The sequence below is a fragment of the Bifidobacterium sp. ESL1118 genome (genome assembly GCF_058505595.1).
The window spans coordinates 995,403-1,013,187 of sequence record NZ_CP196371.1 but is presented as its reverse complement, the minus strand read 5'-3'; the positions used below and the strand labels follow the sequence as shown (position 1 = coordinate 1,013,187).

Annotated in this window: 12 protein-coding genes and 2 pseudogenes; 1 reads left to right on the top strand and 13 read right to left on the bottom strand. The window is 54.1% G+C overall.

From position 1 onward, the window contains the following. Positions 1-156 precede the first annotated feature (156 nt). The 12 genes from leuS to ACSYSS_RS03890 all read right to left on the bottom strand — a co-directional run bounded on the left by leuS (position 157) and on the right by ACSYSS_RS03890 (position 15,572). Positions 157-3,129, bottom strand: a complete 2,973-nt coding sequence (leuS, locus tag ACSYSS_RS03945; protein ID WP_491704164.1) for a leucine--tRNA ligase — start codon at positions 3,127-3,129, stop codon at positions 157-159. Between the two features lie 55 nt (positions 3,130-3,184). Beyond that, a complete protein-coding gene (locus ACSYSS_RS03940) occupies positions 3,185-4,048 on the bottom strand; it encodes a transporter substrate-binding domain-containing protein (protein ID WP_491704163.1) in 864 nt (287 codons plus the stop codon). A 45-nt stretch (positions 4,049-4,093) separates the two neighbouring features. After that, on the bottom strand, positions 4,094-5,062 hold the full coding sequence (locus ACSYSS_RS03935) for a magnesium transporter CorA family protein (RefSeq protein WP_491704162.1): 969 nt from the start codon (positions 5,060-5,062) through the stop codon (positions 4,094-4,096). 137 nt (positions 5,063-5,199) lie between these two features. After that, positions 5,200-6,042: a histidine phosphatase family protein gene (locus tag ACSYSS_RS03930; RefSeq protein ID WP_491704161.1), complete on the bottom strand. Its 843-nt coding sequence runs from the start codon at positions 6,040-6,042 to the stop codon at positions 5,200-5,202. Between the two features lie 71 nt (positions 6,043-6,113). Next, positions 6,114-6,935, bottom strand: coding sequence for a YdcF family protein (locus ACSYSS_RS03925; RefSeq protein ID WP_491704160.1), 822 nt, complete (start codon positions 6,933-6,935; stop codon positions 6,114-6,116). 282 nt (positions 6,936-7,217) lie between these two features. After that, entirely contained in the window at positions 7,218-8,702 is a 1,485-nt protein-coding gene (locus ACSYSS_RS03920) for a sensor histidine kinase (protein WP_491704159.1), read from the bottom strand. 128 nt (positions 8,703-8,830) lie between these two features. Further along, positions 8,831-9,586 (bottom strand): ABC transporter ATP-binding protein, encoded by a 756-nt coding sequence (locus tag ACSYSS_RS03915; RefSeq protein ID WP_491704213.1) that lies wholly within the window; start codon positions 9,584-9,586, stop codon positions 8,831-8,833. Between the two features lie 77 nt (positions 9,587-9,663). Next, complete coding sequence (locus ACSYSS_RS03910) at positions 9,664-10,467, bottom strand: ABC transporter ATP-binding protein (RefSeq protein ID WP_491704158.1); 804 nt, start codon at positions 10,465-10,467, stop codon at positions 9,664-9,666. Then, complete coding sequence (locus ACSYSS_RS03905; RefSeq protein WP_491704157.1) at positions 10,457-11,356, bottom strand: ABC transporter permease; 900 nt, start codon at positions 11,354-11,356, stop codon at positions 10,457-10,459. The genes ACSYSS_RS03910 and ACSYSS_RS03905 overlap by 11 nt, the downstream gene beginning before the upstream one ends. Then, on the bottom strand, positions 11,356-12,321 hold the full coding sequence (locus ACSYSS_RS03900; RefSeq protein WP_491704156.1) for an ABC transporter permease: 966 nt from the start codon (positions 12,319-12,321) through the stop codon (positions 11,356-11,358). Before ACSYSS_RS03900 ends, ACSYSS_RS03905 begins: the two co-directional genes overlap by 1 nt. A 75-nt stretch (positions 12,322-12,396) precedes the next feature. Next, positions 12,397-14,136, bottom strand: a complete 1,740-nt coding sequence (locus tag ACSYSS_RS03895; RefSeq protein WP_491704155.1) for an ABC transporter substrate-binding protein — start codon at positions 14,134-14,136, stop codon at positions 12,397-12,399. A gap of 197 nt (positions 14,137-14,333) precedes the next feature. Further along, on the bottom strand, positions 14,334-15,572 hold the full coding sequence (locus ACSYSS_RS03890; protein ID WP_491704154.1) for an ROK family protein: 1,239 nt from the start codon (positions 15,570-15,572) through the stop codon (positions 14,334-14,336). A gap of 194 nt (positions 15,573-15,766) precedes the next feature. Here ACSYSS_RS03890 and ACSYSS_RS03885 point away from each other — a divergent pair. Beyond that, positions 15,767-16,100, top strand: a pseudogene (locus ACSYSS_RS03885) (FGGY family carbohydrate kinase); the annotation flags it as partial. A 78-nt stretch (positions 16,101-16,178) separates the two neighbouring features. Here ACSYSS_RS03885 and xylA read toward each other — a convergent pair. After that, positions 16,179-17,523, bottom strand: a pseudogene (gene xylA, locus ACSYSS_RS03880) (xylose isomerase). Positions 17,524-17,785 lie beyond the last annotated feature (262 nt).

Below are 17,785 nucleotides of genomic sequence, written 5' to 3'. Positions count from 1 at the left end.
CGGAGTGTCGCAAAAACGGAGCACCGATATATGTCATCCACATAACGGAAAGGTCTTTTATGCGGCTGAATACCACAAAAAAGACCTTTTCATACTCAAACATGGACGACACCGCCTAGGAAGACCGCATTATTGAGTGCAAACCCAATCGCACCATCATTCCGACGGAACAATGGAAACAATTCTTGGCGCCTTGACAATGACCTTTCTCGGCTCTTTGCCATTAAGACGGGATGCCACGGCATCAAGCGCCATGGAACGAAGCTGGTCTGGATCGATGTCGGGGCTCACCTCCAACTTTGCCCGGACCTTGCCCTTAACCTGCACCACAGCCGTGACGCTGTCGGCGCCCACGTAACGACTATCCGGCTTGGGCCAATCCACGCCGGCCAGTGAATCATCATGCCCAAGCCTGTTCCAGAGCTCCTCACATATATGTGGGGCTATCGGCGAGAGCATCAGTATCAAAGGCTCCACGGCCTTCCTCGGCACCGATTTGAGTCCAGTTAGATGGTTGTTCAGAACAATGAGCCTGGCGATGGCTGTGTTGGGGCGCATCTCCTCCATCTCCACGGTGACGTCGGCAATGGTGTTGTTAAGCAGTTTGAGGGTCTTGACATCAGGCTCCGAATCGTCGACGGTGACATCCCCGGTGTTCTCATCGATGACGTTGCGCCAAAGCCTCTGCAGGAAGCGTAGGCTACCCACCACATTGCTGTCATTCCAGGGCCGCGACTCGTCCAACGGACCCATGCTCATCTCGTAGAGACGGAACGTATCGGCACCGTACTGCTCGTACATGTCGTCGGGGGTGATGATGTTCTTCAGGCTCTTGCCCATTTTGCCGAACTCGCGGTTGGCGTGCTCGCCGTTGTAGGTGAAGGTTGGCTCACCTGAAGCATCCACCGGCCCCTCCTTCACATCAGCGGCAGGCACATACTGGCCTCGATCGTCGGTGTAGGCATACGCTTGGATCATGCCTTGGTTGAAAAGCTTGTGGAAAGGCTCAGGTCCGGAGACGTAGCCAAGGTCATAAAGCACCTTGTGCCAGAAGCGCGAGTAAAGCAGGTGCAGCACGGCGTGCTCGACACCACCCACATAGAGATCCACCCCACCGGACTTGCCTGCAGTTGGGTTATGGTCCGGACCCAGCCAATAGGCATATTCGTCGCCATCAACCATGTGCTCGGTGTCATAGGGGTCAAGATAACGCATATAATACCAACATGAACCGGCCCAGTTGGGCATGGTGTTGGTGTCCCTGTAATAGATTTTGGGTCCATCGCCCAAATCGAGGGTGACCTTGACCCAATCTTCGTTGCGGCTCAACGGTGCCTCAGGGTTCGACTCGGCATCGTCGGGTGCAAAGGTCTTGGGGCTGTAGTCGGGCACATCAGGAAGATTGATCGGCAGCGCCGAATCCGGAAGGAGGTAGGGCACCCCATCCTCGTCGTAGACGATGGGGAATGGCTCACCCCAATAGCGCTGACGGGAAAAGAGCCAATCACGTAGCCTGTAGCTGACGGTTCCCTTGCCCACTCCGGCGGATTCGAGCCAAGCCGTCACCTTCTTGATGGCGTCTTGAACACTGAGGCCATTGAGAGAAAGCCTATCGCCAAAGGTGGCAGTGGCTCCGGTGTCGGAGTTGACCACCACACCATCCTTCGAAACGTATGCGCACTTGCCCTCATAGTTCTTCAGGCTGTCATTGCTACCCTCAACAGGAGCGACCGTGTAAATGACGGGCAATCCGAACTTCGCGGCGAAGTCATAGTCTCGCTGATCGCCACCGGGAACGGCCATGATGGCACCCGTGCCGTAATCCATCAGCACATAGTCTGCGGTGAAGATGGGTAGTTTTGCCCCTGTAATCGGATTGTCGGCGTACAGGCCGGTGAAGAGACCGGTTTTTTCACCGGCCTCATCCACACGGTCCTGGGCGGTCTTCGATTCAGCGAGCAAACGATATGCCTTGATGGCCTCACAAGGTGAAGCATACCCACCCTTCCAATTCTCAGGCACATTCTCGGGCCAGGAGTCGGGAGCATCCTTGAGGAGTTCATGTTCCGGCGAAACAACCGCGAACGTGGTCCCAAACAACGTGTCCGGCCGGGTGGTATAGACCTCCATGTCGCGCTGGCCGGCAGGCGTATCCACTTTGAAATGGATCGAAGCCCCGTGGGATTCCCCGATCCAGTTGCGCTGCATAAGCTTGACCTTTTCCGGCCAATCGATGAGGTCGAGGTCTTCGATGAGGCGATGGCCGTAATCTGTGATACGCATGGACCATTGACGCAGTTCACGCTGGAAAACAGGGAAATTACCACGTTCCGATTTCCCTTCGGCGGTGACCTCCTCGTTGGCAAGCACTGTGCCAAGGCCCGGGCACCAATTGACAGGAGACTTTGAAATATAGGCCAGACGGAAATCGTTGAGCACGTCAGCCTGTTCTGCCCGGCTCAGGCTGCCCCACTGACGACCGGCAAAACCTGGAATCTCACGGCTGCCCGACTCAAACTGGTCAATCAGTGTGCCGATGGGCCGAGCCGAACCCTTGCCGCCGTCCCTACGTACAAAATCCTCGTCGTACCAAGAGTCATAGATGCGAGAAAAGATCCATTGGGTCCAACGCATATAATCAGGGTCGATGGTGGCGAACGTACGTCTGTTGTCAAGGCCGAGGCCCATGCGATGCAACTGGCGACGCATGTTTTTGATGTTGGCCTCGGTGGTGATGCGCGGATGCTGACCGGTTTGCACCGCAAACTGCTCTGCAGGCAAGCCAAAGGCATCATATCCCATGGCCTCCAGCACGTTCTCGCCCTTCATGCGGTGATAGCGACTGACCACATCCGTGGCCAGGTAACCCAGCGGGTGCCCTACATGCAGTCCCTTCCCGGAAGGGTAGGGAAACATACTCATGGCAAAATACGGTGTTCGCCCATCGGCGTTTCGCCCTTTGCCGTCTTTCAAATCACCTTTGACGTTGGCTGCCCAAAACGTGCCTCTCTCGTCCCAGGCTTTCTGCCATTTCAGCTCGATGTCCTGCGCCATTCGGGCATCATACCGATATGATGGAGTCTGCGCCATTCCTTCGCCTGTGTTGATTTTCTTCTCGTTGTTGTCCATAAACAAGAATTATCACCATTCAACTGGACACGAATGCGGCACAAGCGGTATTTTTTCACTTGTTGACACGGGGCGGGTTCAGTTTCATATCTGGCACATAACCTGTGGTGTCCCTCATCATATGTACAGCGCGGGTCCAAGCGCCATCATTGATCATAGAAGTGAGGATATCCGATATTTTTTCCTTGAGTCTTGTGGTGCCCCGTTTGGTCCAGACACCATGCTCTATTTTTGATACCTTCTTGCCAAGCAGCGACAACTTCACCGAAGAAGCCTTAGAGGAGAAACCCCTAAGCGAAGCGTCATCGGCGCTGATTGCGTCCACCTCGTGAGCCATGAGCGCAGTCAGACACTGTCCATAATCGGCATATTGGCGCAACTGAGCTCCAGAGGCGGCCTGGGTAACGCCGTCCTCATCACCCAACCCTTTGACTGTGCAGATTCGCTTGCCGTCAAGACCGTGGCTACCTGCGAGTTCCCTTCGTTGCGTGGCTGGTGCCAGGAAGTCCTGCCATGTTATTAATGCGGGGCCTGCAAATTCAAAATTCTCATTTTGATTCGTCGACCCTGCACGTTGCGTGTTGACATCGTTTTCATGCAGCGGTGAAACGAGGATATCCACGACATTGCGTTCCAATGCATCTACACGAGCCGCCGGAACAACATGCTTGATGGTAATCTGCTTGTCCGAATAGCCAAGCTTATGCGCCACGTACCTTGCGATCTCAACATCAAAACCGGAATATGCACCGTCATGCTCGAATCCTACACCAGGGATATCCGAGGCGACTCCGATGGCGATTGTGGGGCCCCCAGATATGTCGATCTGCGTGGAATCAAAGGAACAGGCCCCCACCGAAAGAACCATGGCAAGAGTCAAAAGCACACCTGCCGCCTTATTGAATCCACGCGATACCATCGTTAAAACCCCTGACTTGGCTTGAACCACCTCTTGTGGTCGAGCCTACTTAAACAATTTGGAACGCAACAGCCACCAAGTGACCAGACCACACAACAAAGCCGAGATAACCACAACGATGATGAAGCCATGTGGGGAATTTGAGAACGGCATACCTATCATGCCGTTCTGGAAATTCATGCCATACATCGAGAAAATCAGCGTTGGCACGGAGATGATGATGGATATGATGGTGAAGATTCTCATCACGTTGTTGAGGTTGTTGGAGACAATCGATGCGGATGCATCGGTCATGTTGGCCAAAACACCGCTATAGATATTTGACATTTCGATGGCCTGCTTGTTTTCGATGATAACATCCTGAAGCAGGTCGTCATCCTCGTCGTAGCGCTTGATGTGGTGCAAGGCATTGGCACGGTTGAGGGAATTGAGTTTTTCCATGACGATTTCATTGGACTTCAGGCTCGTCGTGAAATACACCAACGTCTTGCTCAACTCAAGCAATTGAAGGATCTCCTTGTTCTGCATGGAGTGGCGGAGCTTCAATTCCAAATTGTCGGATTTCCTGTTGATGATGCGCAGATATCTGAGATACATGGTGGCATTGCGGTAGAGGATCTGAAGAATGAACCGATAACGCATATATGTGTTGAACCCACGAATCGTCCCTTCCATGAACGGATGCAATACCGGCGTGTCCTGCATACAGACGGTAACGATGAGTCCAGAGCAGACGATGATCGAAAGAGGAATCGTTTCATAGTGATCATGCCCGTCACGCTCCTCGACTGTGGGAATGTCGACAATGACCATGGTATAGTCGTCCTCTACATCGACCCTGGACCGCTCTTCATCATCAAGAGGCGCGCGCAAATCAGAAAGATCGATTCCGGTTTCCTGGCTTACGGTGGTCAGTTCCACATCGGTCGGATCGCTCAGACATAACCAAGAACCGTTCTCCGGATTCTTCAGCTGTTCCACCTGTCCATCTACAGTGTTGTAAATTCTCAGCATGCCTGCTCACCTGCCTTCGGCTTTGTTTAGAAGGTTTTCGACCAAACCCAACGTATCACCATAAACCAGAGTCGCAACATGTGTGCCGCGATTTCGCATATGGTGGCAAATACAGCGCACATTTGCCCTTCAACGCGTCAGGCCGATGCCGAAAGCTGGGCGTATGGCACCATCTTGGGCATGTCGGGGTTTCGAAGATTATCCGGACCATCGATCCAATTCGAAGTCTTGGCGATATCCGGCCGTTGGTTAAATTCCTCAAGCTTCCATTTGAGCACTCCATCTTCGCTTGTCCTGACACCGAAGGTGGTCCAATAGGCATTGCCGACGGCACCAAGAACATCGTCCTCAGGATCAAGGCCGAGCAGCATCTGCGTGGTGGCGGCGATGAACGAACCATGGCTGGCCACCAGCAGTGTGGTCGGTGTATGGTTTCCTGCATCCTCGCTGATAAGCTCGCCTATGGCCTTGACACCACGCTTGCCGACAGAGGTGCGGGTCTCCACGCCATAGGCCCGCTCACCGCCCTTGCCGGCACGCCAGGATTCGTACGCCTCGGGATCCATGGCTTTGATCTCCGGGCGGGTCTTGCCTTCCCACTGGCCGAAATCTCGCTCCCGCAAACGTGCATCGAGAGTGACCGGCAATCCAAGCAAATCGGCAAAGGCGTGAGCCGTCTGGGCTGCACGGCACAAATCGCTGGAAACTACTTTCATAGCTCGCCTTGCCGCCGGCGCCTTTTGGTATTCGCTGATGTCGCTGCGTTCGGCGGCCTTGGGACCGGGCTGGAACAGTGCCTGTGGATGATGTGCTATGTAAGAGGGCTTGGCCCAGTAAAAACGCTTCGCAAGCTCCAGACCTGCCTGGTCCGCCTGCCATTGGCCCACGATGTCGAGTGGCACATCCACCTGCCCTTGCAGTCTGTGCACCAGATTATATTGCGTTCTTCCATGCCTCAGCAGCACCACTTCGTCAATCATTTACTCTCCTTAACACTTACACGGACCCAACGAAAGCCGTTCACAAGCAATATCATTATGTCAGGGTGCTTCTACCTCAACAGCAACCACAATGTCCAACATAACCACGCAACGGCAATGGCCAGGTAAGGCCAGAAATGGTGTGCCGTAATGGCTACGAATTCTCTGATAAAGGCGCTTGGCCAGTAATAGCCTTTGGTGTGGCAACCTATCCCATCAGCCACCAGGCCAATGGAACGGGCATACTCGGATGCACGAAACACATGGTAGTCGCTGGTTACCAAAGCCGCTCGGTATGGCCTTGCCCCACTTCGCCTGTCCATCAATGCCTTGGAAAACTTCAAATTCTCCATTGTCGTTGTTGAATGGTCCTCCATAAGAATATAGCGAGGATCCACTGCCAGGTCGTGTTGCAGATATCGACGCATTGCCTCGGCTTCACTGATTTCCTCGTCGTTCCCCTTGCCGCCGGAGACGACGAACAATGCCTTCCTCCCCTGTCGATTCCAAAGATCATAGGCCTTGTCGATACGTCCTTTGAGCAGAGGCGTGGGTCTGGTACCCTGCAGGCCGGCACCATGAATGACGATATAATCATATTTCCTACGTCGTGGCATGAACCTATACACAGTGACATATACCAGCAACGCTGCAAACGTGAAAAAGAACCAAAGATTCTCCAACAACAGGAGCAGCGCAAAAACCTTGAACCAGAACGATGCCCGATAATATAATGCCATGGGAAACATCAGCGCCGCCGCAACCATCAATACGGCGACCATGAGCGGAAGCAACGTTGTAGCATTAACCCCTTCGTGACGCCAAACAACAAAAGAGTTGATAAGCAAAAACGCTAGGACTGCCAATGGGGTGAACGCAATCACCAATGCCATCGGCAGCAAAACCTTATCGGTTCCGAATCGCAGCAACAGTGCGCTGGCCAAGAAGAGTAGAAAGCACGCAAGCCATATGGCATTACGAAACCGACGAGGCTCTTTGTGTACGGAGACAATGAACAGCATTGCAAATACCAAGCTTGGGAAGTATAACATTACGGAAACCCACCAGTCGTATGTTATCTGCAAGACCTGCCTCCCATGATGCCTTGGTTTGAATCGATTACAGCGTACAGAGCCCGTGAACCACAAGCACCGTTCACATGCCGAATTGTTTGGTTATTCTTCGGCTGCCCTCAACTGCATGTCGAGAATGACTCGGGTGCCCCCTTCAGGGCGTGGCTCCCAACGTACGGTGCCTCCAAAATCATTGGTCACGAAGGTATTGATGATCTGGGTGCCCAAACCCGAGCCAGAAGAGCGGGCCAGGCCCTCGCTCTCTTCCTTATCCATGCCAGATCCGTCATCTTCCACAACGACGTTGAGGTGTTTACCGCTACGACCGACGTAGATGGTGATGTTGCCTTCCTTGCGGTCTTCGAACCCATGTTCCACCGCGTTGGTAATCAGTTCAGTCAACACCAAAGAGAGCGGTGTGGCATCCTGGGCCGGCATCATCCCGAATTTTCCTATATAGTGAATACCGATATGCTGATCCTGCATCGTCGCCAGGTCAACACTCATCTTCAGCAATCCGGAAATCACCTCATCGAAATCAACGACTTCATCCACGGTCTTGCTCAGGCCCTCGTGAACGCGGGCTATGGTCTGCACACGTCGCTCAGCCTCTTTGAGCTCTGCCTTGACCTCAGGCAGTTTCGTTTTCCTAGCCTGCAGACGGAGCAAAGCGGAAACAGTCTGCAGGTTGTTTTTGACGCGATGATGAATTTCCGAAATAGTGGCATCCTTCGTTTCCAGTTCCTGTTCGCGCCGTGTCAGTTCGGTGACATCACGGCAGAGCACAATGGCCCCTATATGCTTTTTCTCATCGTACAGTGGCAAAGATCGCATAGACACCATGGAATTGTTGGCATCCAGCTCACAATCGGCAGCCATTTTGCCACTGAGCACATCAGGCAAATCGTCGGGAACCGGGTCTCCGCGATGAATCAGTTTTGTGCCCACCTCGCTCAGATAGTGTCCTTCCATGTCAGTCATTGCGCCGAGCCTGCGGAAACAGCTGATGGCATTGGGAGAGGCATAGCTGACAATACCATCGGCGGTGAGGATGATGAAGCCGTCGGAAACCCTGGCGTTGTGACGCTGAGTCATGACCACATCATGATAGGGGAACTGACCGCGGGCGATCATGGCAAACAGTTTTTTGCCGGCATTGATGCTCTCCGATTCATACCTGCCGTTGGATTCACGCGTGGCCATGTTGGTCTCCCTAACCACAAGACCCAAGGTTTTCGATCCGCAACGTACTGGTGCAAAGACATTGCACACGGCACTGTCGCCGATGATCTCCTTCTCCTTGGCGATCGTCACTCCCTCTGATTGGAACGCCTTCTCGGCTTTTGCGGCTCCATCGTGCAGAATCCTCTGACCGATGGCATCATCGGTCCTCAACGTCATCACTGTGGAGGGTCTGCACTGTTCGGCGACGATGTAGCTGCCGTCGTCACGCCTGAGCACCAGCAGGAGATCGGCAAAACACAGATCCGACACGACTTGCCAATCCGCAACCAAGAGATGCAGCCATTCACGATCACCTGCATCGAAATCGGATTGCGTGGATAAAATTTCATCAAAATCAGCCATAGCTCAATCATACCTGAACCATGTCAAGTGATCAGTTATTTATAGTACGGAGCTTCGGCAAAAGAAGATAAGCTGGCATTCTATGCCGGAAACGCCAATGCCATAACCATACGTCATCACTATGCATGTTACGAGGCCGCGCTGATCAGCAATTTGGTGTAAGACGATTTCGGATGGCTAAGAATCTCATGCAGGCTTCCGGCCTCTTCGATTATTCCGTTATGCAATACAACAATACGGTCCGCGATGCGCTGCACCACACCGAGATCGTGGGAAACGATGAGAAGCACGCTGTTCGGATTATTCCTGCGAACCGCCGAGAACGCTTCGAGAATTCTCAACCGGGCCACCACGTCAATGGCGCTCATGGGTTCATCTGCCACAATGAGGGAAGGCTTGGTTACGATCGCCCGCGCGATGGCCACCCTTTGCGCCTGCCCTCCCGAAAGATCCATGGGATATCGATTCAGGAATTCATTCGGTTCAAGGCTCACAGTCGTTAAGGCTGAAACTACACGTTCATGGACACTTTGCCGCGGCAAATGCCGTTGCGTCAGCCAAAGGGGTTCGGCAACGCTGCGACCGACAGTCCAACGTGGATCAAGAGAGTCAAATGGATTCTGAAACACCAGTCCGGATTCCCGCCGCAAAGCTTTATACCCCTCGCTGCGCCGTCCGTAAACATGAAGGCCGCGGTACGTCACTGTGCCTGCACTTGGCACATCAAGCCCAAGTAGAATACGGCTCAGCGTGGTCTTGCCTGAACCCGACCCGCCGATGAGCGCGACGCATTCACCTGCATAAAGGTCCAGATTCACATGGTTCAACGCATCCACATTGCGTTTACCTCTGCTGAAAATCCGTGAGATGTCGATGGCTCGCATGAGGGGTTCTGGGGAATGAGCGGCCTCTCCGGCGTTCCGGCGTATCACGAACTCCTGAGCATTGATTCCATCGGATCTCATCGTTCCTCCTCACCGCCGCAATCGGCAACTGACAGCGTAAGCTCATTGGCAGCCTTGACCAGCTGCTTGGCTGGCAAAGAAGTTGGGTGTTCCAGTAGATCTTTGGTGCTCCCCGATTCGACGAGCGTTCCGCTTTCTATGACATAGCACCGCGTGGTGGCACGACGCAACACGGCAAAATCATGGGTGATGAACAGCATGGACGCATGGGCGTCGTTGACCAACGAAACCAAGAGATCGATGATCTGGCGCTGAATGACGGAATCGAGGGCGGTGGTTGGCTCGTCGGCGATGATGAACCGCGGTGAGGTGATCAGTGCGGTCGCTATACAGACACGTTGCTGCTGGCCACCGGAAAGTTCAGAGGGGAAGGCGCTCGCCAACTGTTCGTCGAGCCCGACCTTACGTAGCATGGCTTCCATACGTTCCCGGCGCTCCTGTTTGCTCAAATCGTAGTGCAGCTTGAGCGGAAGTTCGATTTGATCGCGTACGCGCAAGACCGGATTGAGGCTCGCATCGGGATTCTGGAAAATCGTCCCGATTGCGCTTCCTCGGATGCCGGCGAGCTGAGTATCGTCGGCACCGAGAAGTTCTGTACCCGCCAACCGAATGGAGCCTGTTGCGCAAACTCCGGCATTAAGCGGCAGTAGTCCCAGTATGGCCTTGGAAATCATCGATTTGCCGGAACCCGATGAACCAATCAGCCCCACGCGCTCCCCGTCGGCCACATTGAGGCTGATGTCGGTAACGATCGGCTTTCCATCGATATCAATATTGAGATGCCTGATATCAATGCTCATGACGAGCCTGCCTGGTTTGAGGTTGCGGATCCGTTCCCATCTTGCGCAGCGCCGCGTTGGCAAGTGGGTCCATGGCATTACGAATGCAATCACCGAATACATTGAGCGCCACGACCACTACGGTGACCAGTAGCCCCGGCCAGAGCACCGTGGCTGGATATACGTTGATGAACTTGACCGATGTGGCCAATGAATGCCCCCAACTGGGCACACCGGAGGGGACTCCCACGCCCAGATACGTCAATCCGCTCTCGGCTAGCACCGCCGTGCCGGCGGAAAGTGAGAGCTGAACCGTAAACGCGGGCAACGTGTTCGGAACAATGTGGTGGATGAACACCGATAGCTCACTGGCACCTGCGCCCAGCGCCGACTCCACAAAATCCGATTGCGCCGCCAGCAGGGCCTGTGGACGGCACACACGAGCCAGATTGAGTCCGTGACCGATGCCGCATGCCGTCACAATCACCGCTATCGAAGGACCCATAGGCACGGCAAGCACCAACGCGATCAGCATGGTGGGAATGGATATCAGCGCATCGACCACCACCACCGAAACGCTGGAGAGAGCCGATGAACGCGAAACCATCATGGCGATGAGCAGCAAACCCAACGCCGCAGAGAATAGCACGGAAAGCAGGGCGATCAGGAGATTCGTGCCCGAACCGGCCATCAGCCAGCTGAGCACATCGGCCCCGGTGCCATCCGTACCCAGCCAATGCTGTGCCGAAGGCCTCTGCCAGACAGTGTATCCGTCCGTCTGCCACAACGACTGCGGGGTCCACACCATCGACAATAGCGAAACGAGCACCCAAATCACCAGCACGATGATGGAGAATTTTCCTTCTCCCTGACGCCACAATGAGCGTAGAACAACGTGAAACTTCTGCATCAGCGTCCCTCCATCGAACGGTTCAGACGCGGATCAAGCAATCTATGGGCAATGTCGACCAAAAATCCCATGGCCAGGAAGAACGCAGCCAACATGAACAACTCGCTTTGCACTGCGATGAGGTCGCGGTTGCCCAGGTCGGTGACCAAGCCTGATCCTATTCCAGGCAATGCAAACAGGTTCTCGATGACCATCACCCCGGTAATCATGCTGGCGAACATCAGACCGGTCACAGAGACAAGTTGTGGCAGCGCCAGTCTCAGCCCCACGTTCCGCATCGCCTGACGACGCGTATACCCACACGCCATGGCCATATCGATCGTTCCCGAACTCAGCAGATCGGTGAGCGAGGAACGGGTGTAGCGCATGAGCGTTGCGCCGTCGATGACACCGACGGTCAACGCCGGCAATATGAGAGATGTGAGTGCTGAGAACGGCTGACCCCAACCGGCATTGGGAAAACCCTGCGAGGGGAATATGCCGAACACACCTAGCCCTTTGGAAAACAGCAGTATGAGCAACGAGCCGCCCCACAATGCAGGAACGGCGCCACCGACAATGCCAAAGACGTGGAACAGCGAACGCACCGCCGCATTCCTCGCCATGACCGCCGCATAGCCACACGGTATTCCCACAACGATGGCAACCAAGAGCCCCATGATGATGAGTGGGAACGTCACACTGGCACGAGATGCCACTGTAGACGCCACCCCTCTGCCAGTGAGCATGGAAAAGCCGAAATCTCCATGGGCAAGGCCTGCCATCCAATCAACATATTGCTGGACGATCGGCTTGTTCAGACCCATGCTTTGCCTGATGTGTTCCACCCGTTCAGGAGGCGAGTTCAGTCCGGCCATGATCTGCGCGACATCGCCGGGAAGCACTCTCAGCGTGGCAAAGATAATGACCGAAAGCCCAAGCAACGTGATGACGAACAGTAGCAAACGCTGCAGGACGAAACGCATGAACCCTCCTTTAGCCGAAATCAACGTTCTGCGGCCAGACGAACAACCGCGACACAGACTAATCGACATACTACCTTATGACGCCTTGGTGTAGGTGACGTTCCACATCGGCAACAGTGTCTGATTCAAATTGAGAGGGAATCCCGAAAGACCTTTAACCATGGCCGTGGTGATCCGATAGTTGAATAGCCAATCGGCAGGAGCGTCGTCGCTGACCAGTCTTGCGGCCTGGGCAAGCAACCTGTCACGCCGGCCATCGTCGTGAGCGGCCATGGCCTCATCATAACGTGAGCGGACCTCCGCGTTGTCGTAGTTGTAGTAGTACTTGAGGTTCACCCATTGCGCGAAGTCATGGCTTTCGCTGTGATCGACCAAGGAAAGGTCATAATTCTTGTTCATATAGACGTCCTGCATCCAAGTGGAGAATTCGACGACGTTCAGCGTCACATTGATTCCCACGGCTTTGAGCTGGCTGCGGAGCTGATCGCCGAGTTCCGTGCCGTATGTGTTGGCATACTCCAAGCGAAGTTCGAGTGGATGGTCCTTACTGTAACCAGCTTCGGCGAGCAGCTTCCTGGCCTGATTGGGATCGGGCTTCGAAACTCTTCCACTCAAATCCTCATACCCCGGGTCCAACGACGGAATCGGCCCTCCCATCAGCCTGTCTGCACCTCCCCGCGATGCCACAAGCGCCTTGTGGTCGATGGCGAGTCGGATGGCCTTGCGAACACGAATGTCGGATGTCTTCGAACCTTTTGAATTCATGGCAAGTACATATTTGTCGGTGCCTTCGCCGACCTTGACACTGTAATGTTCCGTATCATTGGCAAAGGGACTGGCCAGGTTCTGCGTAATCGGAGCCAACGCTTGCACATCCCCGGATTTCAGGGCATTCACAGCCGCGTTATCGTCGGTGTAGTATCGCAGCACCACTGTTGGCGTTTTGGCCTTGTGACTGCCCCAATACTTGGGGTTCGCCTTGAGCGTCAGTGAGCTATTGGGCACGAACTGAGCCACCGTATAGGGGCCGGAACCCAAGGCCTGCGTCTTCATATCCACGTTCGCCCTGCGGTCGAAAACCAAGCCCGGTCTGCCGGTCAACGCCCATAATGTTTCCGAATATGGCGCACTCAAGGTGATTTTCACCGTCTGCGCGTCCGGCGCCTCAGCGGCTTTGAAATGCTGAAGCGACTCGGCATCATGATAGTCCTTCTGCTTCAACTCGTTGATGGACCATGCCACATCTTGCGCGGTGAGCCTGTCGCCGTTGGAAAAGGTGATTCCATGGTTCAAGGTAAACGTATACGTCAGGCCGTCGTCACTTTCCTGCCAACGTTTGGCCAGGCCGGGCACGACCTGGTTCTCTTCGTTTCGAGCCACAAGACCCTCATAGACATTGCCGACAAGGGCTTGGTCCAGAGCCGAACCTGATTGATTGCGGATATCGAGATTCGCCGGGGCCAGTTTGAGGCCTATGCTTATGCTCGATTCACGCTGTTGCGCCGACTGCTCGGGTGATTTTGGCTTGCCATTGATGGCGAAGGCCAGAGCCAATACGGCAACGATGAGCACTACCACACCAATGTACAGCCACTTGTGCCAGCGGTGCCTGCCTTGCCCAGAGCCGGACTCCTTTGCCCGTGCCCGCAACGAGGGGTCTGTACTGGCCACACTGGAGTGCTGCGTCAGGCCCGCATCGCCATCGGAGTGTGAAGTATCCGTATTCTTGACTGTGTTGTTGGCTGCGCTGTTGTCTGTGTTGTTCTGCCCTGAGGTTGCGCCGTCGTTCTCGTGTGCACCGGTTCCTGATGTCATGATCCTTCTTATTGTGCTCGTCGATGCATACATGGCAAACTCGCATCAAAGTTCAGCATGGTTCAATGCTGAAGCCGTGGTGCAGCGCCGATGTATCAATGTTCAGCTAGCCGCCCTGAGGGTCGTCTGCCTCACTTATGATATGCCACCTATGGAACAAGAACGCCTGTTTTCGCCAGAAGGGTCTGAACAACATTTTACGAAACAGACAGAAAATGAAGTGGGTTGTCGACAAACTGGCGCAGACCGACCTCCGCTGCGCCATACAATGCCGGATAGGGGGTCAAATTTGAATTGAACACCCTTACGGGTATGGCACTCCCGGCAAGAACCGACGAGCTGATGTTCGTTTGCAAGCGCTCGCTGAGACCGTCGGCAAAATTGTTCCAGAACCCTCCCAACACCACAGTGCCGATATCCAATATGTTCATGGTCGAAGTGATCACCGAGATCAATGCGGTCAGCGCACGGTCTATGGCAGCCACTGCTTTTGCATCTCCCTGTCTCCATAACTCATACAGTTTTTTGTCGGCCTGCACACTCGTGGCTTCGTGACCTGACGCGATGCCCGCCGCTTCCACCAACGCACGACGGCCTGCGTACACTTCCAGGCATCCCCTTCTTCCGCATCGGCAAATTGGACCATTGATGTCCACACATACATGCCCAAGTTCTCCCGCGAAACCGTGATCCCCATACCATATCGTTCCGTTCTTTACCACGGCTCCACCGATACCGATGTCTGTCGATATGTAGATAAATGAATCAGACGGCGAAATTGCACTCACCGTCTGATGCTCCGCGCGTTTGGTAGCATACCCAGGTATTTGGCAAAGAGCGGCCATCTTCGCTTCGTTGCCGACTTGAGTGTGTAACTGGCTCACCACTCGGAATTGGTTGAGGTCCAAGCGGTCCCATCCGAGGTTCCTTGCCATGAGCAAATGCAGATTATCGTCGACCAGCCCTGGAAGCGCAAGACCTGAACCGACAATCGTATAACGGCTTGATTCAAGTTTCCTCGTCATCCTGGAAACCATGGATTCCAACGCACCGAATACCCTATCAGGGTCGGCATCGCTCATATCTTCACTGACCCAATCTGAATCTATAAGGGAACCGTCCAGATCAAGAGCCAAGCAGCCATAGCCATCTGTATTGATCTGCATGCCAATCCCCGCGCGCAAGCCTCCTCTGATCGTCAAGGGCGTGCTTGGCCTTCCATATTTAGTGGCCGACTTCTCACGGTCCAATTCCTTGACCACGCAATTGTCAATCAACAATGCCGCAAGCAACGAAAGAGTGGCCTTGGTCAACCCTGTACGTTTCGCCAATTCGGCTCGACTCAATGGGGTATCAGACCGCAGGATGGTATCGAGAATGACTGACAGATTATGATTTCGCAAATCATCCTGATTAATGCTGTGACGTGCTTCCATGCTATGTTTTCCATTCTCAAGGCTTAGCCCCACAATCCGATAGGCATATGACGAAACCTTGCCACGTACCTTGGCATTGTTACCATGCTGAGGCCAAGGTTTGATATTACTTTACAACAGGCATGATATAATAAATTCGTTGTACTTAAGCAATGGTGACACGATACCGCCAACCTCATACGATGGAGATGAATATGAATACATTGGTCGCAGGCGTCGACACTTCGACACAATCCTGCAAAGTCAGGGTGACGGATGCACGCAGCGGCAAACTAGTGCGTTTCGGAAAGGCACCACACCCAGAGGGAACAAGCGTCGATCCGATGGCATGGTGGAATGCATTCCTTGAGGCTTCTTCTCAAGCAGGTGTCTTGGATGATGTCAGCGCAATATCGGCAGGCGGCCAACAACACGGCATGGTGCTGCTCGACGAGTATGGGGCGGTGATTCGCGACGCATTGCTCTGGAATGACACTCGTTCGGCAACCAATGCTGAACGACTCATACAACGACTCGGAACAGATCCTAAAAATGTCTCAGATCCGCAGGAGGCTGAATTCATGCTCTTAAACAAGAGCTCAATCGCTGCGGTGCCTCGAAGGGAAATCAGGCTTCGGAAAGTGCATCGACCATATAGTTGCCGATGGTGGCCTTCACCTCTTCAAGATGGTCTGAGTGCATGGAACCAATGAGCTCCGATTGCGGCCTGTCGATGGCATAGTCCTCAAGGGAGGCAAGCGTGGCGGCGCCGTCCTCGACGGTCTTGCCGATGCCGGAATCGAAGGAGCTGTACCGTTCGGCCTGCAGATTCTCGATGTATTTGTCCTCGTGCATTTTGGCCGCAACCAGAAGGCCGGCGGCAAAGGCATCCATACCTACAACATGAGTACGGAAGAGACCATTGGCTTCAAAGGAACTACGGCGCGGTTTGGCATCGAAGTTGAGCCCTCCGTGAGGACCGATCCCGCCTGCTGCAAGCACCTCCCACATCACTGCGGTGGTCTCGTAGAGGTCGGAGGGGGAATTCGTCCATGTCTCAGCCGATGAGCTTGTCACCCTGATTGGCATCGAGCGAACCCAAGAATCCTGCCTCGCGGGCAACCCGGATCTCGTGCTGGTAGGTGTGCATCGCCAAATTGGCATGATTGCCCTCAAGGTTCAGCCTGAAGTCGTTCTCCAGGCCATAGGTGCGCAGGAAGTTGATGGTGGTGGCATCGTAGTCATACTGGTGCAGCGTGGGCTCCTTGGGCTTGGGCTCGATGAGGAACTGGGCGTTCATGCCAATCTCATGTGCATAGTCCACGCACATGTGGAAGAACCGAGCCATATGGTCCTGCTCACGCTTCATCTGCGTGTTCTACAGGCTTTCGTATCCCTCGCGTCCACCCCAGAAGACATAGTTCTCGCTACCGAGACGTTTTCCAATCTCAAGACTGTGTTTGAGTTGGCCTGCAGCGTAGGCATAGATGTCGGCAAACGGAGTAGTGCCGCCGCCGTCAGCGAAACGCGGGTTGGTGAACAGCGATGAGGTGTTCCACAACAGTTTCACGTTGCTGGTCTTCATGTGATCCTCGATACGGTCCACAACCTTGTCGAGATTGGCGTTGGTCTGACGCAATGTGTCTCCTTCAGGGGCGAGGTCGCGGTCGTGGAAGCAGAAAAACTCGACTCCGAGCTTGTCGAAGAGCTCGAAGGCATAATCTACCTTGGCCAATGACTGATCCATCGGATCGGTGTATTTGTAATAGGGACGCTGGGCTGTGGGGTCGCCAAACGGGTCAACGAGCCCTTGATTAAACGTGTGCCACCAAGCCACGGCGAACCGCAGCCAATCCTTCATCGGCTTGCCCGCCACAATACGGTTCTTATCGTAATAACGGAATCCGAGTCCTTCTTTCGGCCCAGCCTCCCTACCAACATATTCGATCTTGTCAATATCCCAAAGGCGCATAATAAGGTCGCTCCTTTGCATGCTCACCCACATTGGCAGTAGGTATTTATTGTGTTCGGTATCATCATAGACTGCATGACTTCATTTTATCAATTCATTAAATTATATGGATCCGCCAATTAGCAGATCTGCCGTTACAGATGCCATATGGTCATCGCTGACCGAACTCACCATGTCGTTTTGCCACGACAGCTTATGAATCATTCCGGTCGGCCTTCGATCCCAATACGCAATGTTCGCAGCGGTTGGATTTTAGATACGG